Annotated in this window: 12 protein-coding genes; 2 read left to right on the top strand and 10 right to left on the bottom strand. The window is 72.9% G+C overall.

The window, feature by feature from the left end; translation table 11 throughout:
- Positions 1 to 21: 21 nt before the first annotated feature.
- A complete protein-coding gene (locus tag ACFEMC_RS10095) occupies positions 22 to 960 on the top strand; it encodes a 5'-3' exonuclease H3TH domain-containing protein (RefSeq protein ID WP_380175956.1) in 939 nt (312 codons plus the stop codon).
- Between the two features lie 24 nt (positions 961 to 984).
- On the opposite strand, the gene ACFEMC_RS10090 is transcribed toward ACFEMC_RS10095, so the two are convergent.
- The 7 genes from ACFEMC_RS10090 to ACFEMC_RS10060 form a co-directional block, all read right to left on the bottom strand.
- Entirely contained in the window at positions 985 to 3,804 is a 2,820-nt protein-coding gene (locus ACFEMC_RS10090) for a DEAD/DEAH box helicase (protein WP_380175954.1), read from the bottom strand.
- A gap of 34 nt (positions 3,805 to 3,838) precedes the next feature.
- Positions 3,839 to 4,750, bottom strand: a complete 912-nt coding sequence (locus ACFEMC_RS10085) for a diacylglycerol/lipid kinase family protein (protein ID WP_380175952.1) — start codon at positions 4,748 to 4,750, stop codon at positions 3,839 to 3,841.
- A gap of 5 nt (positions 4,751 to 4,755) precedes the next feature.
- Positions 4,756 to 5,625 carry a twin-arginine translocase subunit TatC gene (gene tatC / locus ACFEMC_RS10080; protein ID WP_380175950.1) on the bottom strand — a complete coding sequence of 290 codons (870 nt, stop codon included), beginning with the start codon at positions 5,623 to 5,625 and terminating at the stop codon, positions 4,756 to 4,758.
- A gap of 30 nt (positions 5,626 to 5,655) precedes the next feature.
- Positions 5,656 to 5,958, bottom strand: a complete 303-nt coding sequence (tatA, locus tag ACFEMC_RS10075; protein WP_380175948.1) for a Sec-independent protein translocase subunit TatA — start codon at positions 5,956 to 5,958, stop codon at positions 5,656 to 5,658.
- A 226-nt stretch (positions 5,959 to 6,184) separates the two neighbouring features.
- The gene (locus tag ACFEMC_RS10070; RefSeq protein WP_366172368.1) at positions 6,185 to 6,523 is read right to left on the bottom strand and encodes a hypothetical protein; all 339 of its coding nucleotides are present in this window, start codon (positions 6,521 to 6,523) and stop codon (positions 6,185 to 6,187) included.
- Between the two features lie 165 nt (positions 6,524 to 6,688).
- Positions 6,689 to 7,675 carry a helix-turn-helix transcriptional regulator gene (locus tag ACFEMC_RS10065; protein WP_380175945.1) on the bottom strand — a complete coding sequence of 329 codons (987 nt, stop codon included), beginning with the start codon at positions 7,673 to 7,675 and terminating at the stop codon, positions 6,689 to 6,691.
- Entirely contained in the window at positions 7,672 to 8,700 is a 1,029-nt protein-coding gene (locus tag ACFEMC_RS10060) for a helix-turn-helix transcriptional regulator (protein WP_380175944.1), read from the bottom strand. The genes ACFEMC_RS10065 and ACFEMC_RS10060 overlap by 4 nt, the downstream gene beginning before the upstream one ends.
- A 56-nt stretch (positions 8,701 to 8,756) precedes the next feature.
- Between ACFEMC_RS10060 and ACFEMC_RS10055 the strand changes: the two genes are divergently transcribed.
- Entirely contained in the window at positions 8,757 to 9,851 is a 1,095-nt protein-coding gene (locus ACFEMC_RS10055; protein ID WP_380175942.1) for a DUF3866 family protein, read from the top strand.
- 48 nt (positions 9,852 to 9,899) lie between these two features.
- On the opposite strand, the gene ACFEMC_RS10050 is transcribed toward ACFEMC_RS10055, so the two are convergent.
- The 3 genes from ACFEMC_RS10050 to pafA all read right to left on the bottom strand — a co-directional run bounded on the left by ACFEMC_RS10050 (position 9,900) and on the right by pafA (position 12,770).
- Positions 9,900 to 10,277, bottom strand: coding sequence for an FKBP-type peptidyl-prolyl cis-trans isomerase (locus tag ACFEMC_RS10050; protein WP_367638841.1), 378 nt, complete (start codon positions 10,275 to 10,277; stop codon positions 9,900 to 9,902).
- A 65-nt stretch (positions 10,278 to 10,342) separates the two neighbouring features.
- Positions 10,343 to 11,335, bottom strand: a complete 993-nt coding sequence (locus tag ACFEMC_RS10045) for an FKBP-type peptidyl-prolyl cis-trans isomerase (RefSeq protein ID WP_380175939.1) — start codon at positions 11,333 to 11,335, stop codon at positions 10,343 to 10,345.
- A gap of 73 nt (positions 11,336 to 11,408) precedes the next feature.
- Positions 11,409 to 12,770 (bottom strand): Pup--protein ligase, encoded by a 1,362-nt coding sequence (gene pafA / locus ACFEMC_RS10040; protein ID WP_380175937.1) that lies wholly within the window; start codon positions 12,768 to 12,770, stop codon positions 11,409 to 11,411.
- Between the last annotated feature and the right edge of the window lie 28 nt (positions 12,771 to 12,798).

Raw genomic sequence — 12,798 nt, 5'->3', positions numbered from 1 at the left:
CCCTCTGCGAGACTCCCCCGCATGCCCCACCCCGCCGGTCGGCTGATGCTGCTCGACTCCGCGTCCTTGTACTTCCGCGCCTTCCACGGCGTGCCGGACTCGGTGACCGCCCCGGACGGCACGCCCGTCAACGCGGTGCGGGGCTTCCTGGACTCGATCGCCTTCCTCGTCACCACCTGGGGCCCGACCCGCCTGGTGGCCTGCTGGGACGACGACTGGCGCCCGGCGTTCCGGGTCGAGGCGCTGCCGAGCTACAAGGCGCACCGCGTCGCCCCCGACGGCGGGGAGGACGCCCCCGACCTGCTGCTGCCCCAGGTGGACGTCATCGTCGACGTGCTCGCCGCTCTGGGCATCACCCGGGTCGGAGCGCCCGGGTACGAGGCCGACGACGTCATGGCCACCCTGGCCACCCGCTGCACCGCCGCGAGTGGCGACCCCGTGGACGTCGTCACGGGCGACCGCGACCTCTTCCAGCTGGTCGACGACGCCGCGGGCGTCCGCGTCCTCTACTGCGGCAAGGGCGTTCGCAAGGCCGACGCCGTCACCCAGACGTGGCTGCAGGGCAAGTACGGCGTCGGCACCGGCCAGGGCTACGCCGACATGGCCGTCCTGCGCGGCGACCCCTCCGACGGGCTGCCCGGTGTGAGCGGGATCGGGGAGAAGACCGCGGCGGCGCTCGTCACCCGGTACGGCACCCTCGCCGCGCTCGTCGCCGCCGCCCACGACGACGCCTCGGGGCTCTCCCCGGGCCAGCGCAGCAAGCTGCTGGCGGCGCAGGACTACCTCGCCGCCGCCCCCGTCGTCGTCCAGACCGCCCGGGACGTCCCGCTGGACGACCTCGACGACGCCCTGCCGGCCGCCCCCGCGGACCTGGACCGGCTCGGGGAGCTCGTGCACCGGTGGGGTCTGCAGTCCAGCGTCGAGCGCGTCCTCACCGCCCTGGTCCACGCCCGCTCCTGACGGCGTGGCCCCCGCGTGGGCCCGTCAGGCCTCGGTGAGCGAGGTGTGGGCGACGACCCCGCGGCGGACGACGTCGACGGCGTCGCGGGCGGCGGACCGGACGGCCGGGTCGAGCGAGGCCGACCCGATCTGGTCCAGGAGGTCGACCAGCTGCTTGCAGCGGCGGACGAAGTCCCCCGCCGCGAGGTCGGCCTCGCGCAGCACGGCGTCGAGGCGGTGCCCGCTGGCCCACCGGTGGACGGCCCAGGCCAGCGCGGGGTCCGGTTCGCGCGTCATGGGCACCTTGTGGTGGTCCTCACGGTCGGTGAGGTCGCTCCACAACCGGTGGGTCGTGGCGATGGCCTGCTCGGTGCGCCGCGGGATGCGGTCCGGGCGCCCGCCCTCGTCGCGTCGCGACTCGTGCACGAGCGTCGACACGGCGGCGGCCAGGTCGGCCGGCGGCAAACCGGCCCAGGCACCCTCGCGCAGGCACTGCGCCACGAGGAGGTCGGTCTCGGCGTTGATCCGCCGCAAGGTGCGGCCGGCGTCGGTGACGGCGAGGCCGTCCGCCGTGAGGTAGCCGAGCTCGGCGAGCAGGTCGCAGACGCGGTCGAAGGTGCGCGCGATGGTGCCGGTGCGCCCCTCGACCTTGCGCTGCAGCCCCTGGGTGTCGCGGCGCAGCTTCTCCTCGCGCACGGCCCAGCGGGCGTGCTCCTCGCGGTCGGCGCAGCCGTGGCACGGGTGCGCGCGCACGGCCTCGCGCAGGCGGACGAGTTCGGCGTCCTCGCCCGACCCCGACCCCTGCCGGCGCCGCGGCGGCGGGTCTCCCCCGCCGGTCTCGGCGAGCGCGTTGCGCAGCGAGGACGCGAGGTCACGCCGCTCCTGCGGGGACCGCCAGTTGAAGGTCTTCGGGATCCGGACCCGCGCGACCGGGTCGACGGCGCCGGTGAAGTCGTGGGCGTCGATGGTCCGCACCTGGCGGTCCTGGGACAGGATCCGGGGTGAAGGGCCGTCGAAACCCTTGCCGGGCACCAGGTCCAGCACGACGCCGAACGACGAGCGGCGACCGCCGGGCAGCCGGACGACGTCCCCGCGGGACAGGTTCTCCACGCTGGCCCGGGCCTGCGCCCGCCGGGCCGCGGCGCCGACGTGCGAGAGCTCCTTCTCCCGGTCGCTGATGGCCTGCCGCAGCGCGAAGTACTCGCGGAAGTCCCCGAGGTGGCACTCCATCGCCTCGGTGTACCCGGCGAGGGCCTCGGTCTGGTTCTTGATCTGCTGGGCCTGCCCGACGACGGCGCGGTCGGCCTGGAACTGCGCGAACGACGTCTCGAGGATGTCGCGGGCGCGTTCGCGGCCGACCTGCTCGACGAGGTTGACGGCCATGTTGTACGTCGGGCGGAAGCTGGAGCGCAGCGGGAACGTGCGGCGGGAGGCGAGCCCGGCGACGGCCTCGGGGTCGGTGCCGCCGGACCAGACGACGACGGCGTGGCCCTCGACGTCGATCCCCCGGCGGCCCGCGCGGCCGGTGAGCTGGGTGTACTCCCCCGGTGTCACGTCCACGTGGGTCTGCCCGTTCCACTTCACGAGCTTCTCCAGCACGACCGAGCGCGCCGGCATGTTGACGCCGAGGGCGAGCGTCTCGGTGGCGAACACGGCCTTGACCAGCCCGCGGGCGAACAGGTGCTCGACGGTCTCCTTGAACACCGGCAGCATCCCCGCGTGGTGCGCGGCCAGCCCCCGTTCGAGCCCCTCGAGCCAGCCCCAGTACCCGAGCACGGCCAGGTCGGAGCTGGGGATCTCGGCGCAGCGCTCCTCGGCGAGGGCGCGGATCTCCTGGCCCTCCTCGGGGGTCGTGAGCCGCAGCCCCCACGCCACGCACTGCTCGACGGCGGCGTCGCAGCCTGCGCGGCTGAAGATGAAGGTGATGGCGGGCAGCAGCCCCGCCTGGTCCAGGGTGTCGAGCACCTGCGCGCGGGAGACGGGGCGCTGCCCACCGCCGACACGGGTCCCACCGCCCCCACCACCACGGGGCGCGGGACGCGCCTGCCCGCGGCGCCGCCCGCGACCGGGGTGGGAGGCGAGCCGGTCGGTGCGGATCTGCTGGCGCGACATCGCGACGAGCTCGGGGTTCACGATCGCGCCGGGCACGAGGGACCCCTCGTCACCCTCGAGTGGGTCGCCGTCGGGGTCGGTGAACAGGTCGTACAGCCGGTTCCCGACGAGCAGGTGCTGCCACAGGGGGACGGGCCGGTGCTCGGAGACCACCACCTCGGTGTCTCCGCGCACGGTGTCCAGCCACGCGCCGAACTCCTCGGCGTTGCTGACGGTCGCCGACAGCGAGGCGACGACGACGTCGGAGGGCAGGTGGATGATCACCTCCTCCCACACGGCCCCTCGGGAACGGTCGGCGAGGTAGTGGACCTCGTCCATGACCACGTACCCGAGCCCGTCGAGCAGGGAGGACCCGGCGTAGAGCATGTTGCGCAGCACCTCGGTCGTCATGACGACGACGGGCGCCTCGCCGTTGACCGAGTTGTCGCCGGTGAGCAGACCGACCGCGCCGGAACCGTGACGGGCGACGAGCTCGGCGTACTTCTGGTTCGACAGGGCCTTGATGGGCGTCGTGTAGAACGCCTTGCGACCGGTGCGCAGCGCCAGGTGGGCGGCGAACTCCCCCACCACCGTCTTGCCGGCGCCGGTCGGGGCGGCCACGAGGACGCCGCGGCCGGACTCGAGGGCCTGGCACGCCTGCAGCTGGAAACCGTCGAGGTCGAACCCGAGGGTGCCGGCGAACTGCGCAAGCTCGGTGCGGGACTCCTCGGTGCGACGGCGCGCTGCCGCGTAGCGTTCCGCGGGGCTTGCCATGGTCGCGACAGTACATCGTGGTACCGGCACCCGCTCACGCCAGGACGGTCAGCGCCCCCGGCACGACCTCGCAGGTCACGGGCGCGCCGCCGAGGGGTTCGCCGTCGGCGTAGGGCCGCGGCCGGACCTCGGCGTCGAGCGGTTCCAGGACGACGCGCCGCGCGCGGTGCACGCTGACCTCGGGCAGACCGAGGTGGCGGCCCCTGCGCGCCCTCGGGAACAGCTGCAACGCCGCGACGGGGCTCAGCCGGTCGACGACGACGACGTCCAGGAGCCCGTCGGTGGGGTCGGCGTCCGGGGCCATGAGGATGCCGCCGCCGTAGCAGCGGGTGTTGGCGACCGCGACGAGCAGGGAGTCGAGCTCGTGCGCGACGCCGTCGAGGGTCACCCGCACCGGCAGCCCCCGCACGACGGCGAGCTCGCGCAGGGCGGCCAGGGTGTACCGGGCCGGGCCCTTGGGCCAGCGCCAGGCGTTGGCGCGTTCGTTGATGAGGGCGTCCACGCCCGCGGCCAGGATGCTGGCGAACCAGCCCGTCCCGCCGGCGTGCTCGACGCGCACGGCGTCGACGCGGCGGTGGCTGCCGGCGTGCAGGGCGCGGGCGACCGACTCCGCGGCGGCGACCGGGTCGCCCAGGGTCAGGTCGAGACCGCGGGCGATGTCGTTGCCCGTCCCGGCCGGCACGATCCCCAGCGGAGTCCCCGTACCGGCGACGGCCTCCACACCCGCGTGGACCAGCCCGTCCCCGCCCACGACGACGAGGGCCTCGAACTCGGCCGTGCGCTCGCGGGCCGTGCGGGAGACGTGCGGCAGGTCCGGACCGGACAGGTCGGTGACGTCGTGGCCCAGCGACCGCAGCGTCTGCAGGACCCGTGTCCCCGCGGCGCGGCCGTCCCCGCGACCCGCCGTCGGGTTCACGAGGAGGCCGACCCGCCCCCTGGAGCTCACGTGCGTCAGATGGTGCTGGCTTCGTCGTCGGACAGGTTGCCGTAGTCCGGTTCGGGCGAGTTCTTCTCGCGACGTCGGTCGTTGAGGACGCAGATGACCATCGCGATGCCGAACAGGACGAGCAGCGGCAGGGCCAGGAGCAGCATGGTCGTGATGTCCGAGGTCGGCGTCACGAGGGCCGAGAACAGGAAGCTCAGGAAGACGCTGATGCGCCACTGCTTGACGATCGCCTTGCCCGAGACCAGGTGGGCGAAGTTCAGGCCCACGAGGACGACGGGGAGCAGGAACCCGAGGCCGAAGGCCAGGATGATGCGCATGCAGAAGCTCAGGTAGATCTGCGCGTCGATGACGTTCGAGCCGTCAGCCGGGGTGAAGCCGATGAGGAACTTCATGGCGTTCGGCAGCACCGAGTAGGCGATGGCAGCCCCCATCAGGAAGAGCGGCACCGCTGCCCCGATGAAACCCACCGCGTACCGCTTCTCCTTGCGTGTCAACCCCGGGGTGATGAACGCCCAGAACTGCCACAGCCAGAAGGGGCTGGAGACGATGACGCCCACCCAGATGGCGCCCTTGATGGCGAAGTCGAAGGCCGAGCCCACCTGGCCGAAGTTGATCGTGATCAGCGAGCCCTTGCCGTGGGCCGCATCCAGGATCGGCTGCTGGAGCAGCCCGAAGATGCCGCCCCTGAACGAACCGACCTTCCAGACGTCCTCGGTCCACCCGCTCCAGAGGAACCAGCCCAGGATGCTCCCGAGGACGAGGAAGATCCCCGCCTTGACGGCGCGGTTGCGCAGTTCCCTCAGGTGGTCCATGAGGGGCATGCGCCCCTCGGGGTCCTTGGGCGTGCGGCGTCGGCGGACGGTGGTGACGGCCATGTCAGCGGCGGGTGCTCGGTGCGGCGCGGGTCAGGAGGCGCGCGACTGCTGCTCGGCGTTCTTCTGCGCCGCGTCCTCGGCGGCGAGCTTGGCCTCGAGCGCGGTCGGCTCGTTGTCCTTGGTGAAGGTGGGAGCGGCGGCCGTGGTGGAGGGAGACGTCTTGGTCTCCTCCTTGCCGTCGTTCTTCATCTCCTTGACCTCGGACTTGAAGATGCGCATCGAGCGACCCAGGCCACGGGCGGCGTCGGGCAGACGCTTGCTGCCGAAGAGCGCGATGATCAGGACGACGAGGATGACGAGCACCCACGGGTGGTCGACGAGGTTGCGGAACATCAGTCCTCCAGTGTCGGTCGTAGCGCGGCCATCGTACGTCGCCCGGGGGCGGCCGTGGGACAAGCATGCGCGTCGAGTCCTCCGATCGGCACCGTTCCGCGACGTCCCGGGCGGATTCACCGGTGACTCCCAGGGACCGTCCGCACGACCCCGGACGCACGAGAGCCGCTCCGCGGACGCTGTGCGCGTCCGCTGAGCGGCTCTTCGAGAGGTGTGGAGGTCGAGCTCAGCGCACCGTGCGCAGGCCGCGGCCGGCGAGGGAGGCGAGGTCGTCGCAGGAGTCGAGCACGAGGGCGAAGTCGAGGACGTCGTCCCAGGCGATGGTCGAGCCGGTGTGCGTCTCCATGGCCTCGGCCGGGATCGTCCAGCGCTCGACGGCGACACCGCCGGAGACGAGCAGCGCCACGACGTCCTCGCCGGCCGGCTTGCGGACCTCGTCCTTGCACTTGGGGCAGCCGAACGCGTAGAAGGAGCGCTCCTTGGCCGAGCACACCACGAGGCGGACCTGCTTGGGCGTGAGCTCGACGTCGCCGCAGCAGGGGCAGGAAGCCTTGATCGTGGTCATGTCGTGCACCTCTCGTTCGTGGTGTTGGTCCGGCGGCGACCCCGCCGTCCGACAACCACTGCTTCGGCACGCTCCGCCGATCCCTTGAACAGGGATTTCGACCCGACCTTGACAGGTCGCGGGCGCGTGTGGTGCGCGTTGGGCCAACCCGGTGAGACCAACGTTTCAGGCGTAACGCGCCAGGGCCTTCAACGCTGCGTCACGGACCTGCACGGCCAGCTCCGGCGGGTCGACGACGCGGGCTCCGGCTCCCAGCCGCAGCAGCAGCCGGTGCACCCAGGAGGTGTCCGCCGTGCGCATCCGCACCCGCAGCGAGGCCTCCTCCCAGGCGTCCTCGGGGGCGTCCTCGACGGCGTCGACGGGGTAGTAGTCCACGACCCAGGCGGCCTGCGGCGCGAGGTCGACCGTCACGACGAGGTCGTCCGGGCTGGGGCGGAACAGGTCCGTGGCTACGTCCCGGGACTCGGCCTGCGGGGGCGGGGTCCCGTCGGCGTCGAGGACGGTCGCGGCCTCGATGCGGTCGACCCGGAACAGCCGGACGCCCTCGGCGCGGTGGCACCAGGCCTCCAGGTACCAGCGACCCTCGACGCTGACGAGCCGCATGGGGTCCACGTCGCGTTCGGTGCGCTCGTCGCGGCTGGGCACGAGGTAGCTGAGGTGCAGGCGGCGGTGCTCGCGCAGGGCCAGCCGCGCGGTCTCCAGGACGACGGCGCTGGAGGAGTCGCTGACGTCGACGGCGACGGCGCGGGCGACAGCGCTGGCAGCTCCCCCGGCCTCCCCCGTCGCCTCCGACAGCTTGGCCATCGCGCCCTCGAGGGCCTCCCGGTCGTGCAGACCGGGGACCTCGGCCAGCGTCCGCAGCCCCACGAGGAGGGCGACGGCCTCGTCGACGGCCAGGCGCGCGGGTCGGGCGATCGGGTCCGCGTTGGACAGGTAGACGTGCCCGGACTCCCAGCGCGCGTCGATGAGGTCGTCGGGCAGGTGCCCGGGGGTGCCGCAGACGAAGAGCAGCTCGAGGTCGTGGACGAGGTCGTCCTGCGTGATGCCGAAGTGCTCGGCGGCCTCGTCCACGGGGATGCCCTGGTGCGTCAGCAGGTACGGGACCATCGCCAGCAGCCGCGACAGCCGTTCGGTGGAGGCGTTGCCGGTCACGCGCGCACCCCCGCCGCTCCCCGCAGCCGTCGCAGGACGGCCTCGCGCAGGTCCTCGGGTTCGAGCACGACGACGTCGGCCCCGTAGGCGGCGAGCTCGTCCGCGGCCACCTCCACGTCGCTGACGTCGAGCACCACGAGGTCCTCCGCCTCCGAGCGGGGTTCGACCGACCGCGCGCGACGCCGGACCGCGAGCCCGGCGCCGGAGCGGACGAGGAGGTGCGCCTGGCGGGTCTGCACCGGGCCGACGCTGCGACCGACGACCTCGCGCGGGTCGATGCCCTCCGGCACCTCGTAGGAGCCGGGACGGCCGATGCGCTTGACCGCCGAGGCCACGCGGGAGAGCCGGAACACGCGGGTGGCCTGCCGGTCCCGGTCGTGCCCGACGAGGTACCAGCGCCCGTGCCAGGACACGATCGCCCACGGTTCGACGTGCCGCACGGCCGGTTCACCGCCGGCGCGGCGGTACGTGAACTGCACGGGGGTGCGGTCCCGCGTCGCGGCGTAGAGGGGGTCGAAGGCCGGTTCGGCCGTCCGCACGCGCGGTTCGACGCCGATGAGGGAGCTCTCGTCCGGTTCGACGCCGAGGCTGCGCAGCTTGACGAGGGCGCGGGTGGCCGGGCCGGCGAGACTGGCCTGCTGCCAGACGCGGCTGGCCAGGGACAGGACGGCCAGCTCGCCGGGGGTGAAGCGGATCTCGGGCAGCGCGTAGGCCTCCCGGTCGATCCGGTAGCCGGCCTCGTCCTCGAAGAAGGCGTCCTCCCCGCCGGTCTCCAGCGGGACGCCGAGCTCGCGCAGGTCCTCCTTGTCGCGCTCGAACATGCGCTCGAAGGCGACGGTGGTGGCGCAGTCGGCGTACTGCGGGACGGCGGTGCGGATCTGCTCCTTGGTCAGCCAGCGGCGGGTGGCCGACAGGGCGATGACGAGGTTCAGCAACCGCTCGGTGCGACGGGCGCCGCGGGCGGCGGCCGCCGCTCCACCGGGCTGCGCGCCCACTGCCGGAGAGCCACCGGAGATCTGCGTCATGGTGCGGTGGACGCTACCGGAACCACGCCCGCGCGCAGCCTGCGTACGCTCGGAGCGTGACGATCAGGTGGCGTTCTGCAACGGTCAACCGGCTCGGGTCGGCGTGGGCCGGGTCCCTCGAGCTGTACACCACCCTTACGTCCGGGCCGGAGGCCGGCACTGAGGTCAAGGCACTGGCCCACCCCGACCTCGTCGGCACGCCCGTCCCCGGCGACCGGGTGCTGCTCAACGTCTCCGCCCTGGCCCGCGGGCTCGGCACCGGCGGTTACGCGCTCGTCGTGGCCCTGCCCGACCGGCTGCCCGAGGACCCGCCGCCCGGCCCGGGGCACCTCGTCAAGGCCCGGTACACACCCCTGCAGACGATGGTCCTCGGCGCCGACGACCAGGAGTCCGGGCACCACGGGCTGCTCGCCGACGCCGACGACCTCGGCGGTACCCCCGTCGTCGTGGCCGACCTGCACTCGGCACTGCCCGCGGTGGTGGCCGGCATCCGCGCCGACGCCCCGGACGCGCGCGTCGCGTACGTCATGACCGACGGCGGGGCGTTGCCCGCCGCGTTCTCCCGGGCGGTCGCCGGGCTGCGGGAGGCGGGCTGGATCGCGGCCTGCGTCACCACGGGCCAGGCGTTCGGCGGGGACCTGGAGACCGCCACCGTCCACACCGGGCTGCTCACCGCCCGGCTCGTGGCCGGCGCCGACGTCGTCGTCGTGGCCCAGGGCCCGGGCAACCTCGGCACGGGGTCGCGGTGGGGGTTCTCGGGCGTGGCGGCGGGTGAGGCGCTCAACGCGGCCGCCGTGCTGGGTGGGCGACCCGTGGCGGCGCTGCGCGTGTCCGAGGCAGATGCCCGTCCCCGGCACCGGGGCGTGTCGCACCACTCCCTGACGGCGGTCGGGCGTGTCGCGCTGGCTCCCGTCGACGTGCCCGTCCCCGACGTCGCGGGCGCGTTCCACGACGGCGTGCGGGAGCAGGCGCGGTCGCTGTGCGGGCGGCACCGCTACGTCGAGGTCGCGGCCACGGGCCTGGACGAGGCGCTGGCCACCAGCCCGGTGCGGCTGTCGACGATGGGTCGCGGGCTCGAGCAGGACCGGGCCAGCTTCCTCGTCGCCGCGGCCGCCGGGCGGCACGCAGCGTCCCTGCTGGCCCGGACGTGACGAGACCCCCGGCGCCGCACGGCACCGGGGGTCTCGTCAGGTGTCAGATCACTTCACGTCGACGAGGTCGACGACGAAGATCAGGGTCTCGCCGCCCTTGATGGCGCCACCGGCGCCGCGATCGCCGTAACCCAGGTGCGGCGGGATGACCAGCTTGCGGCGGCCGCCGACCTTCATGCCCAGCAGGCCCTGGTCCCAGCCCTGGATGACCATGCCGGCACCGACGGGGAAGTCGAGCGGCTGGCCGCGGTTCCAGGAGGAGTCGAACTCCTCGCCGGTGCTGAACGCCACACCCACGTAGTGGGCGCTGACGGTCTTGCCGGCGGTCGCCTCGGTCCCGTCGCCGACGATCTCATCGGTGATGACGAGGTCCGTGGGCGGTTCGCCCTCGGGGAAGTCCACTTCGGGCTTGGTGCGTTCGCTCATGCCCCGACCCTACCCACGGGTCCACGCCGGGACCCGCGGGCCTGGTCGGGTCAGGACTGCGCGGGTCAGAACCCGTCGAGGATGTCGACGACGAAGACGAGGGCCCCGGCGGGCGCGCCCGGGTTGGCCGGCTCGTCGCCGTAGGCCTGGGCGGCGGGGATCACGAGCTCGACGCGGCTGCCGATCTTCTGCCCGATGAGCCCGGCGTCCCAGCCCTCGATGACGTTCTTCTGCCCGATGACGAAGGAGAACGGCTGACCCTTGGACCAGGACTGGTCGAAGACCTGCCCGTCCGCGAGCCGCGCGCCGAGGTACTGCACGGACAGGTTCATGCCCGAGGTGACGGCCGGGCCGGTGCCCTCGATGAGCGGCTGGACGACGAGGTTCGCCGGGGGCGTCTCGTCGGTGATCGTGAACCCGGTGGGGACGCCCTTGTCGTTCGCCACGACGGTCGGGAGCCCGGCCGGCGGGGTCACCGGGGTGCCCTCGGCCGTGGTGGGGACGATCTTCACGACGTCGGCGACGACGACGATCGTGGTGCTCGCGTCGACGTTCTCCTTGCCGAAGTTCTTCACGGCGTCGCCGAACCCGTCGCTGGGCGCGATGGCGATGACGACGCGGTCGCCGACGTTGGTGCCGACGAAGCCGCGGGCCAGACCCATGGTGATCTTGGGCAGGTCGAAGCGGGCGGGCGTCTTGCCGTAGCTGGAGTCCAGCTCCTCGCCCGTCGACCCGGCGTACAGGGTGTAGGCGAAGGCGATCTTGTCGGTGGCCTCCACGACCGGACCGGTGCCCTTGGCCACGATCTTGCGCGACGTCTCCGTCACCGACAGCGGCGCGGTGATGGCGACCGTCGGCTTGACGTCGGGGTTGACCTCGCCGCTGACCTGGACGGGCAGCGCGTCGTCGGTCACCGCCGGCTCGATCGTGTTCGCCGACGCGGACGCCGAGGCGGTCTGCTCACTCGGGGTCGGGGTGTCGCCCTCGGACGCGCACGCGCCCAGCAGGGACATCGCCAGGGCGGCGGACGCGGACATCAGGGCGGTACGGCGGCGCACGAAGGTCCTCACTCATCGACGGGTCGAACCGGGTCAGCCTAACCGCGGACCCTGGGCGTCCGCCGACCGTCCCTCACATGCTGTCGATGAGCCGTTCCACTCTGTCGTCGACGGCCTTGAACGGGTCCTTGCACAGGACGGTCCGCTGGGCCTGGTCGTTGAGCTTGAGGTGCACCCAGTCCACCGTGAAGTCCCGGCGCTTCTCCTGCGCGGCCCGCACGAAGTCCCCGCGCAGCTTGGCGCGCGTCGTCTGCGGCGGGACGCTCAGGGCCTCGAAGACCTCGATGTCCGAGCAGACCCGCTCGGCCATGCCCCGGTTGGCGAGCATGTAGTGCAGCCCGCGACCGCGGTGGATGTCGTGGTAGGCCAGGTCGAGCCGCGCGATGCGCGCCGACGTCAGCGGCAGGTCGTGCTTGGCCATGTACCGGTCGAGCAGCTTCTTCTTGATCACCCAGTCGACCTCGCGGTCGACGAGGGAGAAGTCCTGCGTCTCCACCGCCCGCAGCGCCCGCTCCCACAGGTCCAGGACGCGCTTCACGGTCGGCGTCTGCAGCCCGCGGTGCTCGACGAACTCCTTGGCCCGCTCCAGGTACTCGCCCTGGATCTCCAGCGCGCTGGCCTCGCGGCCGTTGGCCAGCCGGACCGGTTTGCGGCCCGTCAGGTCGTGCGAGATCTCCCGGATCGCCCGGATCGGGTTCTCCATCGTCATCTCGCGCAGCGGCACGCCCTCCTCGACCATCCGCAGGACGAGGTCGGTCGCGCCGAGCTTGAGCATCGTCGTGGTCTCGGACATGTTCGAGTCGCCGACGATGACGTGCAGGCGCCGGTAGCGCTCGGCGTCGGCGTGCGGCTCGTCGCGGGTGTTGATGATCGGGCGGCTGCGGGTCGTCGCGCTGGAGACGCCCTCCCAGATGTGGTCGGCGCGCTGGGAGAGCGAGTACACCGCGCCGCGGGGGGTCTGGACGACCTTGCCGGCCCCGACGATGAGCTGGCGGGAGACCAGGAACGGGATGAGGACGTCGGAGAGCCGGCCGAACTCCCCGTGCCGGGACACCAGGTAGTTCTCGTGGCAGCCGTAGGAGTTGCCCGCCGAGTCGGTGTTGTTCTTGAAGAGGAACACCTCCCCGGCGATCCCCTCCTCCTCCAGCCGCCGCTCGGCGTCGACCAGCAGGCCTTCCAGGGTCCGTTCACCGGCCCGGTCGTGCACGACCAGCTGGCGCACGTCGTCGCACTCGGGCGAGGCGTACTCGGGGTGCGAGCCCACGTCCAGGTACAGACGTGCCCCGTTCTTGAGGAACACGTTGCTCGAACGGCCCCACGACACGACCTTGCGGAACAGGTACCGCGCCACCTCGTCCGGGGACAGCTTGCGCTGTCCCTCGAAGGCGCAGGTGACGCCGAACTCCGTCTCCAGCCCGAAGATCCGGCGATCCATTTCCCCACCTTAGGCACACGGGCGCCGT

This window comes from Kineococcus sp. DHX-1 (genome assembly GCF_042473625.1).
In the GTDB taxonomy this organism is placed as follows: domain Bacteria; phylum Actinomycetota; class Actinomycetes; order Actinomycetales; family Kineococcaceae; genus Kineococcus.
The sequence above is the reverse complement of the archived record's forward strand: the minus strand, read 5'-3'. Positions and strand labels throughout refer to the sequence as shown.

Excerpts from the sequence above, each read along its gene's own strand:
- ACFEMC_RS10090 (WP_380175954.1), bottom strand. The coding sequence starts at position 3,804 with ATGGCAAGCCCCGCGGAACGCTACGCGGCAGCGCGCCGTCGCACCGAG.
- pafA (WP_380175937.1), bottom strand. The coding sequence starts at position 12,770 with ATGGATCGCCGGATCTTCGGGCTGGAGACGGAGTTCGGCGTCACCTGC.
- tatC (WP_380175950.1), bottom strand. The coding sequence starts at position 5,625 with ATGGCCGTCACCACCGTCCGCCGACGCCGCACGCCCAAGGACCCCGAG.
- ACFEMC_RS10095 (WP_380175956.1), top strand. The coding sequence starts at position 22 with ATGCCCCACCCCGCCGGTCGGCTGATGCTGCTCGACTCCGCGTCCTTG.
- ACFEMC_RS10050 (WP_367638841.1), bottom strand. The coding sequence starts at position 10,277 with ATGAGCGAACGCACCAAGCCCGAAGTGGACTTCCCCGAGGGCGAACCG.
- ACFEMC_RS10060 (WP_380175944.1), bottom strand. The coding sequence starts at position 8,700 with ATGACGCAGATCTCCGGTGGCTCTCCGGCAGTGGGCGCGCAGCCCGGT.
- ACFEMC_RS10070 (WP_366172368.1), bottom strand. The coding sequence starts at position 6,523 with ATGACCACGATCAAGGCTTCCTGCCCCTGCTGCGGCGACGTCGAGCTC.
- tatA (WP_380175948.1), bottom strand. The coding sequence starts at position 5,958 with ATGTTCCGCAACCTCGTCGACCACCCGTGGGTGCTCGTCATCCTCGTC.